Annotated in this window: 20 protein-coding genes; 10 read left to right on the plus strand and 10 right to left on the minus strand. The window is 60.3% G+C overall.

What is annotated here, in order from left to right; all coding sequences use genetic code 11:
• Positions 1 to 1,176 (plus strand): alpha-hydroxy acid oxidase, encoded by a 1,176-nt coding sequence (locus tag QSK43_RS19565; protein WP_332304847.1) that lies wholly within the window; start codon positions 1 to 3, stop codon positions 1,174 to 1,176.
• A gap of 278 nt (positions 1,177 to 1,454) precedes the next feature.
• Here QSK43_RS19565 and QSK43_RS19570 read toward each other — a convergent pair whose 3' ends face one another.
• Positions 1,455 to 1,631, minus strand: a complete 177-nt coding sequence (locus QSK43_RS19570) for a hypothetical protein (RefSeq protein ID WP_332304950.1) — start codon at positions 1,629 to 1,631, stop codon at positions 1,455 to 1,457.
• A gap of 621 nt (positions 1,632 to 2,252) precedes the next feature.
• Between QSK43_RS19570 and QSK43_RS19575 the strand changes: the two genes are divergently transcribed.
• Positions 2,253 to 2,819, plus strand: coding sequence for a DUF1003 domain-containing protein (locus tag QSK43_RS19575; protein ID WP_332304848.1), 567 nt, complete (start codon positions 2,253 to 2,255; stop codon positions 2,817 to 2,819).
• A 392-nt stretch (positions 2,820 to 3,211) separates the two neighbouring features.
• Here the strand turns inward: QSK43_RS19575 and QSK43_RS19580 are convergent, their stop codons facing one another.
• Entirely contained in the window at positions 3,212 to 4,123 is a 912-nt protein-coding gene (locus QSK43_RS19580; RefSeq protein WP_332304849.1) for an alpha/beta fold hydrolase, read from the minus strand.
• A gap of 339 nt (positions 4,124 to 4,462) precedes the next feature.
• Positions 4,463 to 5,368, minus strand: coding sequence for a LysR family transcriptional regulator (locus QSK43_RS19585; protein WP_332304850.1), 906 nt, complete (start codon positions 5,366 to 5,368; stop codon positions 4,463 to 4,465).
• A 291-nt stretch (positions 5,369 to 5,659) separates the two neighbouring features.
• Between QSK43_RS19585 and QSK43_RS19590 the strand changes: the two genes are divergently transcribed.
• From QSK43_RS19590 to QSK43_RS19600, 3 genes are all read left to right on the plus strand, one after another.
• Complete coding sequence (locus QSK43_RS19590) at positions 5,660 to 5,824, plus strand: hypothetical protein (RefSeq protein WP_332304851.1); 165 nt, start codon at positions 5,660 to 5,662, stop codon at positions 5,822 to 5,824.
• Positions 5,825 to 5,966: 142 nt separating this feature from the next.
• Positions 5,967 to 7,109, plus strand: a complete 1,143-nt coding sequence (locus QSK43_RS19595) for an SGNH/GDSL hydrolase family protein (protein WP_332304852.1) — start codon at positions 5,967 to 5,969, stop codon at positions 7,107 to 7,109.
• Positions 7,110 to 7,140: 31 nt separating this feature from the next.
• On the plus strand, positions 7,141 to 8,178 hold the full coding sequence (locus tag QSK43_RS19600; RefSeq protein ID WP_332304853.1) for an aldo/keto reductase: 1,038 nt from the start codon (positions 7,141 to 7,143) through the stop codon (positions 8,176 to 8,178).
• Between the two features lie 144 nt (positions 8,179 to 8,322).
• Here QSK43_RS19600 and QSK43_RS19605 read toward each other — a convergent pair whose 3' ends face one another.
• The 3 genes from QSK43_RS19605 to QSK43_RS19615 form a co-directional block, all read right to left on the minus strand.
• A complete protein-coding gene (locus QSK43_RS19605) occupies positions 8,323 to 8,835 on the minus strand; it encodes a hypothetical protein (RefSeq protein ID WP_332304854.1) in 513 nt (170 codons plus the stop codon).
• 123 nt (positions 8,836 to 8,958) lie between these two features.
• Entirely contained in the window at positions 8,959 to 9,600 is a 642-nt protein-coding gene (locus tag QSK43_RS19610) for a response regulator transcription factor (protein WP_332304855.1), read from the minus strand.
• Between the two features lies 1 nt (position 9,601).
• Positions 9,602 to 10,990, minus strand: a complete 1,389-nt coding sequence (locus QSK43_RS19615) for a sensor histidine kinase (protein ID WP_332304945.1) — start codon at positions 10,988 to 10,990, stop codon at positions 9,602 to 9,604.
• A gap of 270 nt (positions 10,991 to 11,260) precedes the next feature.
• Here QSK43_RS19615 and QSK43_RS19620 point away from each other — a divergent pair, with 270 nt between their 5' ends.
• The gene (locus tag QSK43_RS19620; protein ID WP_332304856.1) at positions 11,261 to 11,887 is read left to right on the plus strand and encodes a hypothetical protein; all 627 of its coding nucleotides are present in this window, start codon (positions 11,261 to 11,263) and stop codon (positions 11,885 to 11,887) included.
• A 274-nt stretch (positions 11,888 to 12,161) separates the two neighbouring features.
• Here QSK43_RS19620 and QSK43_RS19625 read toward each other — a convergent pair whose 3' ends face one another.
• The 4 genes from QSK43_RS19625 to QSK43_RS19640 all read right to left on the minus strand — a co-directional run bounded on the left by QSK43_RS19625 (position 12,162) and on the right by QSK43_RS19640 (position 16,601).
• Complete coding sequence (locus QSK43_RS19625; RefSeq protein ID WP_332304857.1) at positions 12,162 to 12,950, minus strand: SDR family oxidoreductase; 789 nt, start codon at positions 12,948 to 12,950, stop codon at positions 12,162 to 12,164.
• A gap of 14 nt (positions 12,951 to 12,964) precedes the next feature.
• Positions 12,965 to 14,443, minus strand: coding sequence for a sugar ABC transporter ATP-binding protein (locus QSK43_RS19630; protein WP_332304858.1), 1,479 nt, complete (start codon positions 14,441 to 14,443; stop codon positions 12,965 to 12,967).
• Positions 14,444 to 14,563: 120 nt separating this feature from the next.
• A complete protein-coding gene (locus tag QSK43_RS19635) occupies positions 14,564 to 15,493 on the minus strand; it encodes a sugar ABC transporter substrate-binding protein (RefSeq protein ID WP_045020314.1) in 930 nt (309 codons plus the stop codon).
• A 127-nt stretch (positions 15,494 to 15,620) separates the two neighbouring features.
• Positions 15,621 to 16,601 carry an ABC transporter permease gene (locus QSK43_RS19640; protein WP_332304859.1) on the minus strand — a complete coding sequence of 327 codons (981 nt, stop codon included), beginning with the start codon at positions 16,599 to 16,601 and terminating at the stop codon, positions 15,621 to 15,623.
• A 230-nt stretch (positions 16,602 to 16,831) separates the two neighbouring features.
• Between QSK43_RS19640 and QSK43_RS19645 the strand changes: the two genes are divergently transcribed.
• From QSK43_RS19645 to QSK43_RS19660, 4 genes are all read left to right on the plus strand, one after another.
• A complete protein-coding gene (locus tag QSK43_RS19645; protein ID WP_332304860.1) occupies positions 16,832 to 17,641 on the plus strand; it encodes a transketolase in 810 nt (269 codons plus the stop codon).
• On the plus strand, positions 17,641 to 18,597 hold the full coding sequence (locus QSK43_RS19650) for a transketolase family protein (protein ID WP_332304861.1): 957 nt from the start codon (positions 17,641 to 17,643) through the stop codon (positions 18,595 to 18,597). The genes QSK43_RS19645 and QSK43_RS19650 overlap by 1 nt, the downstream gene beginning before the upstream one ends.
• 143 nt (positions 18,598 to 18,740) lie before the next feature.
• Positions 18,741 to 20,210, plus strand: a complete 1,470-nt coding sequence (locus QSK43_RS19655) for an FGGY family carbohydrate kinase (protein WP_332304862.1) — start codon at positions 18,741 to 18,743, stop codon at positions 20,208 to 20,210.
• 20 nt (positions 20,211 to 20,230) lie between these two features.
• The gene (locus QSK43_RS19660) at positions 20,231 to 21,184 is read left to right on the plus strand and encodes a sugar-binding transcriptional regulator (RefSeq protein ID WP_045020319.1); all 954 of its coding nucleotides are present in this window, start codon (positions 20,231 to 20,233) and stop codon (positions 21,182 to 21,184) included.
• Positions 21,185 to 21,210 lie beyond the last annotated feature (26 nt).

Genomic DNA, 21,210 nt, shown 5'->3' on the forward strand with positions numbered 1-21,210 from the left:
ATGACGCTGGTCAATGTCTCTGACTACCGCGAACGCGCACGCCGCCGGCTGCCGAAGATCTTCTTCGACTACATCGACGGCGGATCCCTCGACGAAGCCACGATGCAGGCGAACCGCACGGACTTCGGCGGTTTTGAGCTCAAGCAGAATGTGCTGGTGGAACCAAAGCCGCAGGATCTCTCAGCCTCCTATCTTGGCATGCGCCACCCTCTGCCCTTCATGCTGGGACCGGTCGGGTTTCTCGGTCTCTACGCGGGCAATGGCGAGATAAAAGCGGTTCGCGCCGCCCATGCGGCCGGCATACCGTTCTGCCTCTCGACCTTCTCCATTGCGTCGCTCGCGGACCTGCGAGCCGAGACGAAAGGACCGCTGCACTTCCAGCTTTATGTGCTCGAGGATCGCACACTCTGCGAGGAGTTCCTTATCGCTGCGGAACAGGCAGGCGTTGATACGCTGTTCGTCACTGTCGACACTGCGATTACCGGCATCCGTGAACGCGATCTCCGCAACGGCTTCCGTTCGCTGACCCGAGTGACGCCGGGGCTGTTCGCCCGCCTGTCCGTTCGCCCGCGCTGGTTGGCGGAAATCGCCCTCGGTGGAATGCCCTCGGTGCGCGCGATCGAACATCGTCCGGAGTTCGGCCGCGGCGCGTTGGAGCAGGCGGCCAATCTGTCACGCGGCATCGACAAGGCGCTCTCGTGGAAAGACCTCGCCTGGCTGCGCGAACGCTGGACGGGCAAGCTGGTCGTCAAGGGCGTGCTTTCGGCCGACGATGCCGTGAAGGCACGCGATATCGGCTGCGACGGCGTCGTGATTTCAAACCACGGTGGACGTCAGCTGGACGGAGCGTCCAGCACGATCCGCGCCCTGACCGGCATTCGCGCGGCCGTCGGTCCGGACTTCTGCCTGATGCTGGACGGTGGCATCCGTCGCGGCACAGACATCATCAAGGCGATCGGTCTCGGTGCAGATGGCGTATTGCTTGGTCGTGCCTATGCCTACGGGCTGTCCGCGGCGGGAGAGCAAGGTGTCGCGGGCGTGATCGCCATTCTTGAAAGGGAAGTCTCTATAAGCCTGGCGCTGATGGGCATTGCTTCTGTCGATGAGCTGAAAGTGCGTGGCCGAGAGGTCGTTATTTCGCGAAGCAACATTGAGGCCCTCATAGAGCAGAGATGAATGCAGTCACAAAGACGTTGTGACGGACATCTTCCAGCTCTCGATTCCCTGCGATGCATGTTGACAGGCACGAAATCGACATCCGCCGCGCGCGTGATGACTATACCTTCGCCCTGACTGCTCGACGCAACGGCTACCGCGAAGTACTTTTGCGATAGATGGGCCCCCTGGATCACAACCATCCCGAGGCCTGTTTCTACGAGGCGCTGACCCGCCTGCCGACACTGCCCAATAGCCGATCCAGAGACCTGCTGCCCCCTTTGCTTAACCAAGACCGACTAATCTGAGGCGTCAATAGTGCGTTCGGCGGGCGCTTGCTTCCCGCTGTTTTCATTGTCCTTCTTCGCTTGATCGTGATGCCACTTTATAGCGAAGAACATGCCCGTGCCCAACACGAGAAGCTTGAACGGCAGGAAGACTACAGGGAACCAATCGAACCAGTTCCAGTCCATCATGTTGCATATCTCCAGGCGGCGCCGTCGGCTCTGTGATGAAGTGCGGTCGGAAGCTCGCCATTCAGATGTTCCAGCTCTGCACAGCTTCGATAACGCCTGTCGAGCTTCATATCAGGCAGGAAGGCAATGAAATGCTCATGGTCGTCTATTGTGGTTCACCTGATTGTCGGGCGAGCGCTCTTATCGCCAAATGCATACGTTTCAATAAAACTGTTGCCTGTACACATACATCTGGATGAAACGTCTTTGAATTTGCCATTTTGTCGCGTCACGTGGAACTTCGCCAGCCACAGCACATCGGCGTCCCTGGCACTGGCTTTGGGGTGAGCACCGCCGGAGCCACCGGCGCAGGTCGGCCAGGCTGGTTTACCCATTCAATCAGCGTCCCGTATCAACCACTTCATAATGTTCGACCGCCTGGGTAGCGATGGGTCCAGCGTCAAGGGCTGGGCCATCCTGCAATCGTCGATAATTTCTTCGCCGTCGCCCACTTTTTCCAATGATGGCAGACTCCACTGGCCGGCGAATCTTTGCGGATCGTTTCTTCGGCCCTTGTCTGTCAGGCGCACGGGACCGGAACCGGCCCCAATCAAAATGGTTGGGCCCGCTTCGGAGGGTCACATGTCGAAGCCAGCAACAAAGCAGCGGTCCATCTCCAGTCGGCTCGACCGTAACATCGAGGCCCTGCTGGAACGGCGACGACAAGAGGCGGCGAAAGCATCGCTTCAGGAGAAAGCAGCGGCAGCTATAACCCGTTTCGCTGGATCAATGATGTTTGTCTATATTCATGCCATTGTGTTTGGAGGGTGGATCATGGTCAACATTGGTATCCTTCCCATCCTGCCGGCTTTCGACCCGTCGCTGGTCGTTTTGGCAATGGTCGCTTCGGTCGAAGCAATTTTCATCTCAACATTTGTTCTGATCAGTCAGAACAGAATGGCGGAGGCCGACGACAAGCGCGCCGACCTCAATCTTCAGATATCGCTTCTTGCAGAGCACGAAACCACGCAGCTTTTATCGATTGTCACTGCTATAGCGGAAAAGCTCAGCCTCGATCTTGATCAGAAGCAGGAAATTGTAGAGCTTGAAGAGGACGTTACACCGGAGGGCGTTCTAGACACCATTGAAGAGATTTCAAGTGGAACGGGTAGGCAGTCTGATGGAAGTAAACCACCGGATAACACCTAGGGAAAAATACGGAATTGCGATGGCTTCTGTAGTATGGCCTGCTGGATCATCTCATTCTTCATTTTGCCATTGATCATGTGGCCGGCTCCGGGCTTCCTTCCCCATTCAGGTGGTCGTGTAACGTATGAGGCGCCCGGACCGAACCGTCTTCGTCCCTGTTTGAAGAGGTCAAATCGAAGGATTGCCGTCACATCTTCAACAGCGGGGAAGAAGACCAGGGCTATATCAGCCTTTGGAGCACGATGACCGACGAACCGGAAGGACTGCTACTCTGGCTCGACGACGATGGAGCCATGATCAATACTGATTTCTGGGCCTGCTCGACAACCCGCCGTTGGCCGACATGGGCGGGCTTTGAATCTTCGCCACTTCCACGGGGTCGCGCTCGCCTCTCAAATGAAAGCCGCGCGCAGTTCCAGGACTGCATCGGCGAAATTGGCCGGCGCTTCCTGCGGCACGTTGTGTCCGACACCTGGAAGTACGCGACGGTTGTAGAACCCGATGAATTTTACGCCTTCTTCGTCCTCTGGGGGAGGTGGATCTACGCCATCGTCCGCGCCCAGAACCACGATGCCTGGAACGGAAATATCGGGTTGGCGCGCCAGTCTCGCCTCGATTTCCGCATAGGCCGGATCTCCTGCAATGACGCCATAGCGATGCCGGTAGGAATGAATCACGACATCGATGAAGTCGGGATTGTCGAAAGATGCCGCGCTTTGCTCGAATGTGTGGTTGTCGAAGCACCAGGATGGTGACCAGGTCTTCCATAGAAAACGAGCGATCTCGCCCCTCTTCTCCTCCAGACCTTTGCGGCCTCGCGCTGTATGAAAGTAGTACTGATACCAGTCGCGGGCCTCCTGATCCGGCGCACCCGGCCTGGCGGCTCCAGCAATGTCCTGAATGTTGTAGCCCGCACCGGCACTGACAAGGCCGACTACTCTTTCGGGCCAAAGCGCCGCGACGATGCAGGCGGCTCGGCCACCCCAGTCGTAGCCCCCCAGAATCGCCTTTTCGATGTCGAGGCTGTCCATCAATGCCAGCAGATCCGCGCCCAGCGCCGCCTGCTCCCCGGAGCGCGGCGTTTCCGGCGACAGGAACCGGGTCGGGCCATAGCCTCGCAAAAATGGAACGAAGCAACGGTGACCAGCGGCGGCGAGGTAAGGCGTCACCTCGTCATAGGCATGCGCATCGTAGGGAAAGCCATGAAGAAGAATGGTCGGAACGCCGTTGGCAGGCCCTGCTTCGTAATAGGCAACGTCGAGCACGCCTGCGGAAGTGTGTTTCAAAAGAGTTTCTGGTGACATAATCAAGCTCCCCGGCGCTCAGCGCCAAAACCTCTTGGCATCAAGGGCGCATCCAGTGCGTCCTGAGCGGTTCTGATCAGCTTCGTCTTGTCGGCATGACAATCAGTTTATCTGGTCACGGTTACCGACGCTCCGCGTATCGGTTTCGTGATCATCAGTCGACAACCCTCGTAGACATAGATCAGTCTGCCTCTGCGTTACTGATGTCAGACGTCCTGCGGTTGTCGTCTGCAACACTCGCTCTGATTTTTGGTTTAGACTTCTATGTGCTCGTTACTGCGTATGTGCATGGTCAGTGTTTTGGGACAGTCTGTGGGAATTCTGGGAATTCATCTGGCGTCAGCACACCCTTCCATGTTCTGCGAGGAAGTCTAGCAGCGCCCTGACGCGCGAGGGCAGCGGGCCACCCTGGCCGACATAGACGGCGTGGAATGCTTCCCTGTCACCGGCATCGAGATGCCCAAACAACGACACAAGTCGACCGGCAGCAACATCCTCGCGCACGGTGAAGGCGGTGAGGCGGGCAAGGCCGACGCCAGCCAGGGCAAGATGGCGCAGCCCCTCGCCATCACTCGCCTGCACGCGGCCCGTGACGGGCACAACGCTGGTTTCATCATTTTCCCGCAGCGTCCAGCCATCAACGGCACGCACATAGCCGAAGCTGAGGCAATTGTGTCGTTCGAGATCGGCAATTGTGCGCGGTTCGCCGCAACGGTCGAGATAGGACGGAGCGGCAACGATGGTCAGCGCCGCCTCACCGAGCTTGCGCGCCACCAGGCTGGAGCTTTTCAGCGGTCCCGCCCGGATCGCAACATCCATGCGCTCGGCCAGAAGATCGACAACGGCGTCGGTCTGAATGATGTCGAGCGTGACGCCCGGATGAAGGGCGAGGAACTTCGGCAGTGCCGGCGCGAGGATATGGGCGGCATAGGAGGCGCTGGTGTTGATGCGAACGCGGCCAACTGGCTGTTCGCCCAGGCTCGCCGCCCGCTCGGCGTCTTCCAGATCGGCGAGGATGCGCGTCGCCCGCTCGTAGAAGGCGCAGCCTTCGGGCGTGAGCTGGAGCTGCCGTGTCGAGCGGTTGAGAAGCCTTGCACCAAGCCGCGCTTCCAGCCGTGCAATGAGCTTGCTGACCGCCGAAGGCGTCATGCGGGACGCGCGCGCGGCAGGCGAGAAGCCGCCGAGTTCGACCACGCGCACGAACACGTCCATCTCCCCCGATCGGTTGACTTCCAGTCGCGCCATGATGAATTCATCTCACAAGTGATATTCTTTTACGCATTCTATCTCATCAAACGCGAAAGGTCTATCTTTCTATAAATTGCTGCGAAAGAAGATCGGACTGCATCATGCCTCTGGCGCTCTACGCCCTGACGGCCGGAGCCTCGGCATCGGCGTCACCGAATTTGTCATCATGGCCTCCTGCCGGAGGTCAGCCGTGAACTGAACGTCACCATTGCTGCCGCGGACCTCGCATCGAGCATCAACATCGGGGCCTTCAATCCCGGCAACGCCATCGGTGCATGGGCAGGCGGCATGGTCATCGACCACGGACGGGGCCTTGCCTTCGCGCCGTTCGTTGCCGCGCTTTTCCCGGCCGCAGCCATTGCGGTTGCCGCCTTCGCCGCGACTACTGATCGGCGTTCCACGCAATCAGCCTTCGAAGGTCAACCTATAGGACCAAACAATCATGCCGAATGAACCCCGAACGGCGACTGTCAGCCGTCAACCGTGTAGAAAAACGATCCGTTCCCAAATCCTTGTTGGTGCGATTGCCCTCGTATCTGTCCTTCCTGGGCAGTCGCCAGCGCTGGCCGATGAGGAAAGCTGGGTTGGATCATGGATGGCGAGCCCGCAACCGATCTGGGACACGGACTTTGCCTTTCCGACCAAAATTCCCGCATCCGTTCAGGATCAGACCATCCGACAGGTCGTGCGGATCAGCCTTGGCGGTTCTCGCGTGCGCCTCGTCTTCTCCAACGCCTATGGCGAGCATCCGCTGAGGATCGGCGGCGCGAGCGTGGGGCTCGCCGGCCAAGGTGGAGGAACTGAACCGGACACGATCCGCAAGATCACTTTTAGCGGCAAGGATGGCATTGTCGTTCCGCCCGGTGCTCCAGCCATCAGCGATCCGGTGGAACTGAGCGTCGATGCGCACGCCCGGCTCGCCATCTCGATGTACCTGCCCGACGAAACGCCGCTGACAACCTTTCATTGGGATGGTCGTCAAACGGCATGGTTCGCACGGGGCGATCTCTCAGGCTCGGGCGATTTTCCGGCAAGCGGCGCCACGGATGCCCGCGTCTTTTTGAGCGGAGTGTTGGTCAATACGACGAACGATGGCGCGATTGTCGTCGTCGGGGATTCGATCACCGACGGTAACGGAGCGACGGTTGATGCCGATACCCGCTGGCCGGATTTCCTTGCGAGACGGCTCGCTCCGCATCGGATCGCGGTGGTGAACGGCGGCATTTCAGGCGGCAGGCTGCTTCAGGACAAGATGGGCGTAAACGTCGCGGCACGCTTGCAGCGGGATGTGTTCTCGCAGCCAAACGTGAAGGTGGTCGTCGTCCTCATCGGCATCAACGACATTTCCTGGCCGGGAACTGATTTCGCCCCGGATCAGGTGCGCCCGACTGCCGACGAGATGATCGCTGGCTACCAGCAACTTATAGCCCTCGCGCATACGAACGGTGTTCGGATCATCGGTGCAACGCTGCCGCCGTTTGAAGGGGCGCTCAGCGGAACGCCGCTCGGAAACTACTACCATCCCGACAAGGACGCACTGCGCCACGAAATCAATCGCTGGATCAGAGAAAGGGCCGCTTTCGACGCCATCGTGGATTTCGACGCGGTGCTCCGCGATCCCGCGCACCCCGCACGCCTTACGCCGATATTCGATTCCGGCGACCACCTTCACCCCGGCGACGAGGGCAATCAGGCGATGGCGGAAGCCATTGATCTCGATGCACTCCTCGGTCGCTGATCCAGCCTCGAACAAACGACAGGAACATATCATGGATTATCGACCGCTCGGCAAATCAGGCCTCAAAGTGCCGGTTCTCAGCTTCGGCGCAGGCACCTTCGGCGGCTCCGGCCCGCTGTTCAGCAATTGGGGCACTTCGGACGCTACGGAAGCAAGACGCCTCGTGGACATCTGCCTTGAGGCCGGTGTCAACCTGTTCGACACAGCAGACGTCTATTCTGACGGCGCTTCGGAGGAAGTGCTTGGCGAGGCGATCAAGGGGCGGCGAGGCGCGGTGCTGATCTCGACCAAGACCAGTCTGCAGATGGGCGACGGCCCGAACGACGGGGGTTCATCGCGCTTCCGGTTGATCCGGGCCGTCGAGGATGCGTTGCGCCGCCTTCAGACGGACTACATCGATGTCCTGCAACTTCACGCCTTCGATGCCGGTACGCCAGTCGAGGAAGTGCTTTCGACACTCGACACGCTCGTTCGCGCCGGCAAGGTTCGCTATACTGGCGTGTCCAACTTCTCCGGCTGGCAGATCATGAAGTCGCTGGCCGTCGCCGACCGCTACGGCTGGCCGCGCTATGTCGTCAATCAGGTTTATTACTCGCTGGTCGGGCGCGACTACGAATGGGACCTCATGCCGTTTGGTGAGGATCAAGGCGTTGGCGCAATGGTGTGGAGCCCGCTCGGCTGGGGACGCCTGACCGGAAAAATCCGACGCGGCATGCCACTGCCCGAAGGCAGCCGTCTACACGAAACCGCCAGCTTCGGTCCGCCAGTAGAGGACGAACATCTTTATCGTGTTGTCGATGCGCTCGATGCCGTGGCACAAGAAACCGGCAAGACGGTCCCCCAGGTCGCGCTCAACTGGCTGCTGCAACGCCCGACCGTTTCGTCTGTCATCATCGGCGCACGCAACGAGGAACAGCTTCGCCAGAATCTCGATGCTGTCGGCTGGAACCTGACGCCCGAACAGGTAGCAAAGCTGGATGAGGCCAGCGCCGTCACCGCACCGTATCCTCACTTCCCTTACCGGAGGCAAGAGGGCTTCGCGCGGCTCAGTCCGCCGATAGCGGGCTAAGGTCGATGGCACGCGTTGCCTGGAGCCGTGCGGAAATTAGAAAGACAATGTACGTGAGGCTCCCGATCAACCCTGGAGTCGCCCGCTGACGATTCCAGGCATCGGATTGCGCGGCTGCAGTATGCAGCGCGCCGGTTGCGGTGGTTATTGCGCGTGCAGACCATAGGCTGGCATCGACTGGACGAATGTCTGAAGAACGGCAGAGAAACGTCCTGCGAGGGACATGACGGAAGACATGCGGTGACCACTCATGTAAAACTGGTTGTATAAGCTTGTGGCACGGAAAATGCGCAAGAGCCGGACCCTGGACATATCACATTGAAAGATACCCTCGTCATCATGCGCCGAATGTCTTTTGCTCTCTCTTGCGGGATGATCGTTACGCTCGCAGCTGTCGTTGCTCCTGTTAAATTCGATGCCTCCTCCTCTGGTATTGCTGTCTTTCTGGCTGAAGCGAATGCCAAGAATGGCGGCGGCAATGGCGGTGGAAACGGTGGCGGTGGCGGAAACGGCGGTGGGAATGGGGGAGGTAACAGCGGAAAAGGTGGCGAGTCCCGTTCCAATGGCAAAGAAAACCAGCCGTCGGGAACCACGACAAAAAAGAACGCCATCGATGATGATCCCTCTCTTCCGGCAATCGGTGTCCGCCACAAACACGGGATTACGGAAACCGTTCTGGGGGGGCGCTACATAATGAGGGACGGACGCGGTCGCACAATCGTCAACCGGGCAGCGACGGCCTCCGATCGACGCAGGATCGAGGCACTGTTGCAGTAGCCTTCAGGTTTTACGTGCATCGCGCAGCGTCATCGCGGCTTCCGTGCGGTTGGTCACGCCGAGTTTGGTGAGGATTTGCGTCATATGATGCTTGACGGTCTTCTCCTGCAGATCGAGCTCGATTGCCACATGCTTGTTGCTCATGCCTACAGCAACCAGTTCCAGAACCTGCATTTCCCGCGGCGTCAGGCTTGCGATGAGCGCCGGCTTGCCGGGCGTCCTCTGGGTGCCTGCGGAAATCAGTCGCGCCGACAGGGTCGGTGCAACATAGCCTTCCCCCGCAGCGACCGTGCGGATGGCATCGGCAAGTGTTCGTGCGCCCACTCCCTTCAGAACATAGCCCACGGCGCCGCGTTCGAGCGCCGTAACGACGTCTTCGCTCGTCTCCGAGACCGTCAGCATGACGATCTTCTGCGAAGGTGCAACGTTCAGAATGGCTGGGATGGAGTCGAGGCCACCGCCCGGCATTGAAATATCCATCAACAATACGTCCGGTCGCAGTGTTGCTGCAATGCGGACCGCATCTTCGCCGGAACTGCCTTCGGCTGCGATCTCGAATCCGTCGATTTCCGACAGGCTCTTTGTCACCCCATTCCGGAACAGAGGATGGTCGTCCACGACCGCGACCCGTATCTTCGTACTCATCCTATTTCGTTTCCTCGATGCTTGTCGTCATGCGCAGGACAGTGCCGGTTCGCGACGACATGATTTCGAACGTTCCGCCCAGACTCTCAACCCGTTCACGCAATCCTGCAAGACCGAGGCTGGCCGGGCCTACGCGTGAGGGGTCGAAGCCAGTCCCGCGGTCGGCCACTTCGACGATGATGAGGCCGTCCTCAGCGCGTTGGGAAACCGCCTGTCCGGCTCCCCCGGCATGGCGGCAGGCATTGTTCAGGCCTTCCTGCACAAAGCGATAGATACAGATCTTGGCGGCAGGCGAAAGATGTTCGGGCGGTGCCGACAGCGACAGCTCCACGGTCGTTCCAGTCCGCAATTGGTGGGCACGGATGCTCTGCTGGAGAATATCCGGCAGGCTTGCGCCCTCAATCTGTGGCAGGACGAGGCCGCTGCAGATTGTCCGGATTTCCTGCATGGCTTCGTCGAGACTGGTTTTGATCGCGGCGATTTCGTTTTCCCGCGTCGCCTCAGGAGTGGATGATTTTCGCAGGGCTTCGCTGTCGAGACGCAACGCAGCATAAGCGAGAAGCTGGGCTGGGCCATCATGCAGATCTGCGCCGATCCGGCGCAGATATCCCTCATTTAGCGCCGTCGCGCGCCGTGTGGCACGCTGTACGCGGCCCCGCAGCGCCTCGTTCTGCGATAACGATTCCGAAAGTTGCTCCACACGTTGCTTCTCGGCGTGACGCTGGCGTTCGATCGTCCTGCTGCCGCGAAGAACGATCGCGGACAACAGAATGAAGAAGGTGAATGTAAAGGCGGCAACGGCGAACCACGTGTGCAGCCTCGTTCGGAGGAGACTCTGCTGGAATTCACCGGCGTCCTCATGGAATTCCGAAACTGCCACAACCTGTCCGGACCACGGTTGCAGAACGGGATTATAAATTTTCAGAACAGGCCGCGCCGGCTCAGTTTGCACACTTTCGTCACCCGTGGCCACGAACTGCGCAGCCATCTGGCCGGAGAAGGCCGTCTTGAGCATCTCGTTGAGGGGGTGTCTGGTTCCTGTGACGGCGTGATCGTTCGCGTACAGTACCTTCCCGTCAGAGCGCCAGAGGCGGAACACCAGGAGGCGGTTGCCAAGCGCCCCTTGCCCCAGCGTCTCGTCCAGCGCGCGCGCCGAAGCATCGTCAAGCACTTCACTGCTCTGCATGTCCGGCAGCAGAGGCGCAACCACGCTGTCAACGTAGAGTGCCGTCGTCGCGGCTGCGTTGCTGGTTACAGTATCCTCGACGCGGTCTGAAACGAAGGCGCCGACCAGCGCCATTGCACACACCGAAACAGCGCCCCCAATGCTGACGAACTGCACGGCAAGCGATTGGGAGTTCCAGCGGAAGATGAGATTGCTGATGCGCACCGGAGACTCGAGTGGGTTGCCGGAAGATGCGGCGAAATTATCTTTAGATTCTAGGGGAGCAGGACAGGCGTGGCAAGACGGCCCCCGTGTTTTAGCACGAAGCACCGGCACTTCCGGACCTTTGAACGGGCCAAACCTCGGACTTAGGTCCGTACAGAGGCGGAATCGGACGGGGGACGGTAGCGCCACAACCGGGCGGCGGCTAATTTCGCGGGAACGGTTCGTGCGCCCAATGCAAGACGAGCCGGCGAGGAAATCAAGGAGATTCAAATGGCTATGAACAACACCATCGTCCGGAGCGTTCTGGCACTGAGCCTGGCGGTCATACCCGCAACTGCCGGCATTACCGGGTTTGCAGCCCCTGCTTTTGCGAAGGGTGGCGAAGGCAATGGTGGCGGTGGCGGTAATGGCGGCGGCAATGGTGGCGGAGGAAATCATGGCGGCGACAACGGTAAATCCTCCTCCGGCAAATCCACGTCCGGCAAAGCGGAAGAACGCGGCAGATCATCGCGGGAAGCCCCACGTGGGAAAGCCTCCAGCGCCAAGGCGTCTAAAGCGTCCGTTGACAAGACCAGGGCGGTTTCACCCGGCCTGCGCTCTCTCAACCGCAACTATCGCGCCTACCTCAATACGAGTGATCCCCGCATGACGGCAGTTGCTGCGTATGCGCTGGCCTACGCTCAGTTCGAGGCGGAATACGGTGTCGATGCGGTCCCGACCGATCCGCAACTGAGTGACGAAGCTCTGCGGGAAGCGCTTGCAGGTTTTAGCAAAAGCGGTGTCGTGACGGATGCGACGCTCGACGAGGCCAAGTCCATCCTCGGCGTGGGAACCGAAGTCGGAAAGATCGATCAGATCCGCGAGTCGCTGCCGTCCGACGATACCGATCTTGAGTAAGCCATATTTCGGCAGCCGCCGGCCGGCGGTTGCCGAAGCCGTTTAATGGGCGGTGGTGCATGCATGAGGCCGACGACGCGACCAAAAGCGCTCGGTGCAAGCCGGGCGTAAGCCACAAACTCGACCTTATCATCCGGCCTGACCCGAAGACCCACAATGCGGGGTGACCATGGATCCCCGGATCAAGTCCGAGGATGATGAAACGCTGGCTGATCCCGACCGTTTGGTCGATGCAACAATGAATCTCGACGGTCCCGCGCCAGGACCGCAAACCCTACCAGCAGCAGAAACCACCGTCGACCAACAGGTCGACGCCCGTCACGAAGCTCGCAGCATCGGACAGCAGGAAGATCGCCGGGCCGACCATCTCGTTGACACCCGCCATACGCTGCATCGGTGTCTGCTCTTCGAAGAGCTTGGTCTGGTGCACCATTTCCGGCCGCGTATTCATCGGCGTCGCCGTATAACCCGGCGAGATGGTGTTGACGCGGATACCGCGGCCTACCCATTCCATCGCCATGGATTTGGACATGTGGATGACGCCCGCCTTCGAAGCATTGTAATGGCACTGCATCAGACCGCGGTTGACGATGACACCGGACATGGAGGCGATGTTGACGATCGCGCCACGTCCGTTTTTCAACATGGCGTTGGCTTCCGCCTGGCACGACAGGAAAACGCCCTTCAGGTTGATGTCCATCATCGTCTGGAACTGGCTTTCCTCCATCTCCTCCGCCGGATTTGCATTGGCAATGCCGGCCGCATTGACGGCGAGAGAAAGCGCTCCCAGCTCGGCCTCAGTGCGGGCAACCGCGTCGGTCAACGCCTGCTTGCTGGTAACGTCGGCGGCGATCTGAATCGACTTGCGCCCTGCCCTGGCAATGAAGTCGGCTGTCTGCGCCAGACCGTCATCGGTGCGACGGTCGAGAAGCGCGACATCGGCGCCGGACTGGGCAAGCCCCATGGCGATCCGCTGGCCGATACCGGAGCCGGCGCCGGTGACAAGCGCCACCTGGCCGGAGAGATCGAACAGTTTCGGCGCGTTGAGCGTGATGGTGGACATCGGTATTTCCTTCTTCAGATGGTTGCCAGTTCCATGACCGACACGTCGTTTGCTTCGTCACGGTTGAGGATGCCGGCCTGTTTTCCCTGCGCAAGCACGAGGATACGGTTGGAGACGCCCAGTACCTCTTCGAGATCGGAACTGACGACGATGACGGCCACACCGTCTTTCGCCAGACCGACGATGATATCGTAGATGCCAGCCCGCGCGCCGACATCGATGCCGCGCGTCGGCTCGTCCAGCACCACCACCCGCGGGCTGCGGGCAAGCCATTTGGCGATGACCACCTTTTGCTGGTTGCCGCCGGAAAGATCGGATGCAGCCTGTTCGCTGCGGCCCTTCACCCCGAATCTGGCGATTGCCTCCCTTGTGAAAGCGCGCTTGATGCCGGGTGTGATCCAGCCGGTGCCGAGACGGTCGAGATTGGCGTAGATCAGGTTTTCACCGATCTCGTGCTCCACCACCAGCCCCTGCAGCTTGCGGTCTTCCGGCACCATGACGATGCCTTTCGCGATGGCGTCCGCCGGGCTTTTCAGCGTCAGGATCTTGCCGTCGAGCAGAATCTCACCAGCGCTCGTTGGGTCGGCGCCTGCGATCGCGCGCACCAGTTCGGTGCGGCCGGCGCCGATCAGACCGGCAATGCCGAGGATTTCACCGGCACGGACGCCGAAGCTGATGTCTCGGAAAGAATTGCCCGTGCCAGTCAGCCCCTTGACCTCAAGCACCGTTTTTTCCTGAGGTTCGGGCAATGCCGGGAACAGGCGCTCCAGCGAGCGGCCGACCATGCTTTCGACGATGGTGCGTACCGGCGTCGCGCTGTCGGCAAACTCATGCACGCGCTCGCCGTCGCGCAGCACGACGATGCGGTCAGTAATCTGTCTGATTTCTTCCATACGGTGGGAAATATAGACGATGCCCACGCCCTCGGCGCGCAGTTTGCGCACCTGCTCGAACAGCGCCTGCGTTTCCGCGCCACCCAATGCAGCAGTCGGCTCGTCGAGGATAAGAAGCTTCGCGTCCAGCGCCAGCGCCTTGGCGATCTCGATCAACTGCTGGTTCGCAGTTGAAAGGCCCGCCACTTTCCGGGTGGCGGGAATATGCAGGTTGAGCCGCGCCAGCTGCTGCTGGGCCCTTCGCACCATCTCGGCGCGGTCGACAACGCCGTTTTTCATCAGCCAGCGACCGATGAACACGTTTTCGGCGATCGAAAGTTCCGGCAAAAGCTTCAGTTCCTGATGGATGAGCACGATGCCCTTGTCGATCGCCTCGCGCGGAGATGTCGGTGCATAAGGTTGACCAAGCCATGTCATCCAGCCTTCGGACGGCTCGCGGGAACCGGCGATGATACCGGAAAGCGTGGATTTGCCCGCGCCGTTCTCGCCTAGCAACGCCACCACCTCGCCTGGATAGACGTCGAGATCGACGTTTTTCAGAACCTCTAGCGGACCGTAACGTTTGCTGATGCCACGGAGCGAAAGAACCGGCTCGCGCATGACGGGACCTCCTGGGGAAGCAGTCGCAGCGGACATAGGCCACGGCTTTGCGTCCGAAATTGCGTAATGATAAATCAGAAAGGCCCCCGCGCCTCCGGCCGGATGCGCGGGGGCGTCGGATTACGGATGGTTGGCGATAAAGCCTGCGACATTTTCCTTGGTCGTCAGCGTCGCATCGCTCAGTTGCACGGCCGGAACCTTCTCGCCTCCAACAATCTTGACAGCCATCTCGACAGCCGTGCGGCCCATCTTCTGGGTCTGCTGCGTCGCGGTCACGTCGAAGACGCCGTTCTTGAGTGCTTCAAGGGCCGCCGTATCACCATCGAAGCCGCCGACGACGATCTTCTGCGAGGGGTTGGCGACCTTGATCGCCTGGGCCGCGCCAAGCGCCAGACCATCGGCCTGCGCGAAGACGATGGAGACATCGGGATTGGCCTGCAGCATGTTCTGCATGATCTGGAAGCCTTCGTCCTGGCTCCACATGCTGGACCATTGTTCAGCGACGATCTTCACGCCCGAATTGGCCTTGACCGATTCCATGCAGCCCTTGGTGCGATCGACTTCCGGCGTCGTACCCTTCTGGCCATGGATGATAACCATCTTGCCTGCGCCGCCTGCCTGCTTGATGATGTAGTCGCACACCGACCTGGCCGATGCGACGGAATCGGTAGCGAGGAAGGTGTCACCAGGCGCGCCGTCGGCATTGCGGTCAATGTTGATGACCGGCACGCCGGCGGCCTTGGCAAGCTTCACCGGAACGGTCGCGGCAGCAGCCCCGGCCGGGATATAAATCAGCGCGTCGATGTTCTGGGTCAGCAGATCCTGAATCTGGTTCACCTGAGTCGGGCCGTCGCCCTTGGCGTCGACGGTGACGACGGCAATGCCGCGCGTCTTGGCTTCGGCTTCGACGGCCTGCTTGATCTGGTTGAAGAAGTTCGCCTGCAGATTGGCGACGGCGAGACCGATCTTCTTGACTTCGGCGGCGTTGGCCGAGCCGAGCGACATGGCGAGAAGGGCGGCGGATGTCAGCAGAATGCGCGAAAGTTTCATGATTATTCCTCCATTTGTTGATTTTTGACCTTCGGGCAGACCTCCTCCCCTCCGGCCGTTTTTCACGCCTCCCGTGTCGGGAGGATCGTTTATTGCGCGGGCGGCGGATCGCCGTCTGCAGGCAAACTCAGCTTCTGCGGCGACGCAGGGTTTCGGCGCCCACGGCCAGCACGATGACCACACCGATGATGACCTGCTGCAGAAAGGGAGAGACGTTCAGGAGATTGAGGCCGTTACGCAGCACGCCGATGATCAGCACGCCGATCAGGGTTCCGCCGATACCACCCGCACCGCCCGACAGTGATGTCCCGCCAATCACGACGGCCGCAATCGTATCCAGCTCGTAACCGAAACCGCTCGACGGCTGCACCGAGTCGAGACGCGCCGCCAGCACGATGCCGGCCAGGCCCGCAAGAACCGCGCAGGCGACGTAAACACATATCGTGACCAGCGGCACGTTGATGCCGGCGAGACGCGAAACCTCCGGGTTACCGCCCACGGCATAGACCGTACGGCCTTCCGAACGGAACCGCAGGAACGCCCAGGAAATCAGCACGACGACCAGCATCAGAAGCACTGTGGCCGTCAGGACGCCGAAATGGCGGTCGATCGCCAGCATCATGAACCAGTCGGGAAAACCGACGATCTGCTGGCCGTCGGTAATCATATTGGCAAGGCCGCGCGCCACCGACATCATGGCAAGCGTGGCGATAAAGGCCGGCACCCGGAAGGCGGTGACGAGAATGCCGACGACGAGGCCACAGGCCGCCGAAGCGACGAGCGCCAGCGCAATCGCCATGCCCATAGGCATCCCGGCAACGTTGGCCGTCCAGCCCATGATCATCATTGAAAGCGCCAGAACCGAGCCGACAGACAAATCGATGCCGCCGAGCAGGATCACAAAGGTCATTCCGACGGCCATAATCCCGAGAACGGTAATCTGGTCGAGAATGTTCAGCCCGTTCCTGAGTGACAGGAAGTTCTCGCTGGCGAAAGTCAAAAACACGCACAGCAGCATCAGGCCCAAAAGAGGCCCCGTCGCGCCGCTCAGCCAGGCAAGGGGGCTCCTGGCGTGATTGACCCCCTCATTGCGTTCTAGCGCGGACATGGCTCCTCCCGATGACTGTCTTGCATTTTTTAAACCGATTAGAATAATTATTCATATACGGTGAAACATGCATAATCCACCTGAGAGAAGCTTGTCAATAGGGCGTTTACAGTGAGACGCTCCCGCCATGGCCATCAACAATCAGCAATTCCGGCTTGACAGAAACCCCATATCTGCAATTATATAAACATATGCATAAATATTCACACGCATGTTTTGAAGAGGATTCCATGCAGCCCAAAGAGCTAGAGCGCATTGCGCGCCAGATCCGCCTGCGCGACGTCCAGGCTGTTTTTGAAGCGGGCGCGGGCCACATCGGCGGCGAAATGTCCGCCATCGACATCATGACCGCCCTCTATTTCCGCGTTCTGCGCATCTGGCCAGACGAGCCGAAGAACCCGGCCCGCGACCGTTTCGTGCTTTCGAAGGGACACACGGCCTGCGCGCTTTATGTGACCTTGGCCAAGCGCGGCTTCATTCCGGAGGAAGAAATCTCGACCTTCCTGCAGCCGAATTCCCGCCTTAACGGCCATCCGAACTGTAACAAGGTTCCAGGTGTCGAAACCAACACCGGTCCCCTCGGCCACGGGCTTCCCGTTGCCGTCGGTATGGCGAAAGCGGCCAAGCTTTCCGGCGCGGATTATCATACCTATGTGATGACTGGCGACGGCGAGATGCAGGAAGGCTCCAACTGGGAAGCCATCATGGCGGCGGCGCAATTTGGTCTCACCAATCTGACGCTGATCATCGATCATAACCGTTTCCAGCAGGGCGCTGCCATTGCCGACACCAACGATGTCGCGCCGTTGCGCCCCAAGCTTGAGGCTTTCGGCTGGGAGGTGAGCGAAATCAACGGCAACGTCATGGCAGAAGTGGTCCCGGCGCTGGAGCATCGCGGCGATCGTCCGCATTGCATCGTCGCCCATACCAACAAGGGTCATGGCATCTCCTTCATGCAGGACCGCGTCGACTGGCACCATAGGGTCCCAAGCAGGGAACAATACGAAATCGCCGTCAAAGAACTTTCGGAGGCATTGTGATGAACGCGCCCGTAACCGTCGCCAAACTCCATGATTGCCGCGACGCCTTCGCGGAAACGCTGGAGGCGCTGGCAGCCGTCAACGACAAAGTAGTTGCTGTCTGCAACGATTCGGTCGGCTCTTCGAAACTCGGCGGCTTCAAGTCGAAATTCCCCGAGCGCCTCGTCAATGTCGGTATTGCCGAACAGAACATGGTCGGCGTCGGCGCTGGCCTTGCGAATGGCGGCCAGTTGCCCTTCGTCTGTGGCGCATCCTGCTTCCTCACCGGCCGCGCGCTGGAGCAGATCAAGGCCGACCTTGCCTATTCGAATGCCAATGTGAAACTCATCGGCATCTCCTCGGGCATGGCCTATGGTGAACTCGGGCCGACGCATCATTCCATCGAGGACTTCGCCTGGACCCGCGTTCTGCCGAACCTGCCTGTCATCGCCCCCTGCGATCGCGTCGAAACGGCTGCCGCCGTCAAGTGGGCGGCAGAGTATGCCGGCCCGTGCTTCCTGCGCCTGTCGCGCATCGGCGTGCCGGACCTTCTGCCGGAAGACCACGTTTTCATACCAGGCCGCGCCAATCTGCTGCGCGAGGGCTCCGACCTGACGCTGATCGCCAACGGCACGCTGACGCACCGTATCGTCAAGGCCGCCGATATTCTCGCGAGCCGTGGCGTCAAGGCACGCGTGCTGAACATGGCCACCGTTCGCCCAATCGACGAGGCGGCCATTGTCGCGGCGGCCAATGAAACCGGCGCGATCCTGACGGCCGAGGAACATTCAATCTTCGGTGGTCTCGGTTCAGCCATCGCCGAAGTCGTGGTCGATCAGGCGCCCGTGCCGATGAAGCGGCTCGGCGTTCCCGGCGTCTTCGCTCAAACCGGTTCAGCCGAATGGCTGCTCGACGAATTCGGCATGGCGCCCGCCGCCATCGCTGACGCGGCTGAAGCGCTGATCAAGCGAAAATAAGTCTCCTCCCAGGGTCGTCGCGTGTCTTCGGATGCGCGGCGACACCCTTTTTCAGTAAAGCAGACGTTTTTTCTTTGAACCGCCTAAGGCTGGGGCAAAGAAATTGTGCGAAAATGACCGCCGCCGACGAAAGAACTCAAGTGATGCGCGCAATTCTGTCCATCGATCAGGGCACCACCAATTCCAAGGCCATTCTCGTCGCGGAAACCGGGGAGTTGCTGGCGCGCGGTTCGTCACCTGTCGGGATCGCCTATCCGCAGCCCGGATGGGTGGAACAGGACCCGAACCGCATCTGGGCCTCGGTTCGTGAAGCGATTTCCGCCTGCCTTCTGGCCGCGCCCTCTGACGTCAATGTCGAGGCCGTCGCCATTTCCAATCAGCGCGAATCCGTGACGATCTGGGACGGCGAAACAGGCGAGCCGCTCGGCCCGGTCCTAAGCTGGCAATGCCGTCGCACGGCGCAGGACTGCGCCGACCTGATCGGCAGGGGACATTCCGACCGCGTCATGGCATTGACCGGTCTGCCGATCGACCCGATGTTTCCCGGTGCGAAGATGCGCTGGCTGCTGGAGCGCGCGCCAAAGGGCCGCAAGCTCCGCCTCGGCACGATCGATAGCTGGCTCATCCATTGTTTCACAGGCGGCAAAGTGCATGCCTGCGATGCCTCCAATGCCGCCCGCAGCCAGGTGCTCGATCTCAACCGACAGGTCTGGAGCGAGGAGCTTTGCGAACTCTTCGGCGTCGATATCGACGCATTACCGGAACTGCGCGACAGCAGTGGCGATTTCGGCGTGACGCTTGGCGTTCCCGGCATCAAGGACGGCACACCGCTTCTCGCAGCCATCGGCGACAGCCATGCGGCTCTCTTCGGCCACGGCGCTTTTTATCCCGGCGACGGCAAGGTGACCTTCGGCACCGGCTCCTCGGTCATGACGACCCTGCCCCATTTCATCGCGCCTGAACGCGGTATCACGACCACGGTCGCCTGGCGGCTTGGCGGAAGGCCGACTTTCGCTTTCGAAGGCAATATTCTCGTATCCGCCGCCTCGCTGCCATGGATGACGGAAATCCTCGGCCTGCCTGATGTCGCCGCGCTTGTCGAACTTGCCGCCACTGCCGAGCCAGACGGCCCCGGTTTCGTGCCGGCCTTTGTCGGCCTTGGTGCGCCCTATTGGGATTCGGACGCACGGGCGCTGTTTTCACAGATCAATTTCAGCACCACCCGCGCGCAGATGGCCCGCGCCGTTACCGATTCCATCGCCCTCCAGGTTCGTGACGTCTTCGCGACCATGCGCGCGCAATCGCCAACCGGTTTTGGGCGACTGTTCGTGGATGGTGGTCCAAGCCAGAACCGCTTCCTGATGCAATGCGTCGCAGACATGCTGGAACATCCTGTCATCCAGCACGACGCGCCGGAAGCATCGGCGCTCGGCGCCGCCTATCTCGCGGGTCTCGAACTCGGTGTCTGGAGCGATCTCGATGCAATCGCGGCGCTGAACAACCAGGGCAACGTCATAGCGCCGTCAGGCGGTGACAGCAGGCGGGGGCTCGGGATCTGGCGCGACGCGATTGCACGCTCGACCTTGCCTGTAACCTCGGGTAATGGTGAATAAAAATTCACCATGGAGGGCTTATGGGCAGGCTAAACGAACTTCGGATGATATCCCGCGTGGCGCAGATGTATTTCAGCGAGCACAAGCGACAGGCGGAAATCGCGCAGCATCTCAATCTGTCGCAGGCAACCGTGTCGCGCATGTTGAAGCGTGCCGAAGCGGAAGGCATCGTCCGCACCAGCATCATTCCGCCGCCCGGCACCTATGGCGATCTGGAAGCGCAGCTACGCGAGCGTTTCGATCTTCCGGAAGCCATCGTCGTAGATTGCAGCGAGGATCGCGACGGCGCCATCATGGCCCGTATCGGTGAGGCGGCGGCGCATTTTCTCGAGGTGACGCTATCGCAGAACGAGATCATCGGTGTTTCCAGCTGGAGCCAGACAATCTTTAAGATGGTGGAAAACATCCACCCTCTGAAAGGTGCAAAAGCGCGTTATATCGTCCAGACCCTGGGGGGCATGGGTGATCCCTCCGTGCAGACGCACGCCACCCAGATCACTACCCGTCTCGCGCGACTGACGGAGGCCGAACCGAAACTGCTGCTCGTGCCGGGCGTCGCCACCTCGCGCGAGGCGAAGCTTTTGATGCTGGCTGATCCTTTTGTACGCGAAACCATCGATCTTTTCGGTTCAATCACACTCGCCATCGTTGGCGTCGGCGCTGTCGAGCCGTCGGAGCTTCTCGCCCGCTCCGGCAATATCTTCTCCGCCAAGGAGCTTGCCGATCTCGCACAGGCGGGCGCGGTCGGCGACATATCGCTGAGGTTCTTCGACAGGCAAGGCAAGCCGGTCAAGACGCCGCTGGACGACCGGGTCATCGGATTGCCGCTGGAGAACCTCTCGAATGTCGACCGCGTCATCGCGCTCGCGGGGGGCTCGAAAAAGACCGAAGCGATCGCCGGTGCGCTCAGAACCGGCGTGATCGACGTGCTCGTCACCGACAAATTCACCGCCGAACGACTGGTCGGCACATAAACATGGCCATTATCCCGTAAGGAGAA

The organism is Rhizobium sp. GR12, from assembly GCF_036596185.1.
In the GTDB taxonomy this organism is placed as follows: Bacteria; Pseudomonadota; Alphaproteobacteria; order Rhizobiales; family Rhizobiaceae; genus Agrobacterium; species Agrobacterium nepotum.

What these genes read in the sequence shown, in the direction of transcription:
- QSK43_RS19650 (WP_332304861.1), top strand. Translation starts at nt 17,641, where the DNA reads ATGAACGCGCCCGTAACCGTCGCCAAACTCCATGATTGCCGCGACGCC.
- QSK43_RS19600 (WP_332304853.1), top strand. Translation starts at nt 7,141, where the DNA reads ATGGATTATCGACCGCTCGGCAAATCAGGCCTCAAAGTGCCGGTTCTC.
- QSK43_RS19645 (WP_332304860.1), top strand. Translation starts at nt 16,832, where the DNA reads ATGCAGCCCAAAGAGCTAGAGCGCATTGCGCGCCAGATCCGCCTGCGC.
- QSK43_RS19585 (WP_332304850.1), bottom strand. Translation starts at nt 5,368, where the DNA reads ATGGCGCGACTGGAAGTCAACCGATCGGGGGAGATGGACGTGTTCGTG.
- QSK43_RS19640 (WP_332304859.1), bottom strand. Translation starts at nt 16,601, where the DNA reads ATGTCCGCGCTAGAACGCAATGAGGGGGTCAATCACGCCAGGAGCCCC.
- QSK43_RS19655 (WP_332304862.1), top strand. Translation starts at nt 18,741, where the DNA reads ATGCGCGCAATTCTGTCCATCGATCAGGGCACCACCAATTCCAAGGCC.
- QSK43_RS19595 (WP_332304852.1), top strand. Translation starts at nt 5,967, where the DNA reads ATGGCGAGCCCGCAACCGATCTGGGACACGGACTTTGCCTTTCCGACC.
- QSK43_RS19635 (WP_045020314.1), bottom strand. Translation starts at nt 15,493, where the DNA reads ATGAAACTTTCGCGCATTCTGCTGACATCCGCCGCCCTTCTCGCCATG.
- QSK43_RS19625 (WP_332304857.1), bottom strand. Translation starts at nt 12,950, where the DNA reads ATGTCCACCATCACGCTCAACGCGCCGAAACTGTTCGATCTCTCCGGC.
- QSK43_RS19575 (WP_332304848.1), top strand. Translation starts at nt 2,253, where the DNA reads ATGTCGAAGCCAGCAACAAAGCAGCGGTCCATCTCCAGTCGGCTCGAC.
- QSK43_RS19660 (WP_045020319.1), top strand. Translation starts at nt 20,231, where the DNA reads ATGGGCAGGCTAAACGAACTTCGGATGATATCCCGCGTGGCGCAGATG.
- QSK43_RS19565 (WP_332304847.1), top strand. Translation starts at nt 1, where the DNA reads ATGACGCTGGTCAATGTCTCTGACTACCGCGAACGCGCACGCCGCCGG.
- QSK43_RS19580 (WP_332304849.1), bottom strand. Translation starts at nt 4,123, where the DNA reads ATGTCACCAGAAACTCTTTTGAAACACACTTCCGCAGGCGTGCTCGAC.
- QSK43_RS19620 (WP_332304856.1), top strand. Translation starts at nt 11,261, where the DNA reads ATGGCTATGAACAACACCATCGTCCGGAGCGTTCTGGCACTGAGCCTG.
- QSK43_RS19590 (WP_332304851.1), top strand. Translation starts at nt 5,660, where the DNA reads ATGGTCATCGACCACGGACGGGGCCTTGCCTTCGCGCCGTTCGTTGCC.
- QSK43_RS19610 (WP_332304855.1), bottom strand. Translation starts at nt 9,600, where the DNA reads ATGAGTACGAAGATACGGGTCGCGGTCGTGGACGACCATCCTCTGTTC.
- QSK43_RS19570 (WP_332304950.1), bottom strand. Translation starts at nt 1,631, where the DNA reads ATGATGGACTGGAACTGGTTCGATTGGTTCCCTGTAGTCTTCCTGCCG.
- QSK43_RS19630 (WP_332304858.1), bottom strand. Translation starts at nt 14,443, where the DNA reads ATGCGCGAGCCGGTTCTTTCGCTCCGTGGCATCAGCAAACGTTACGGT.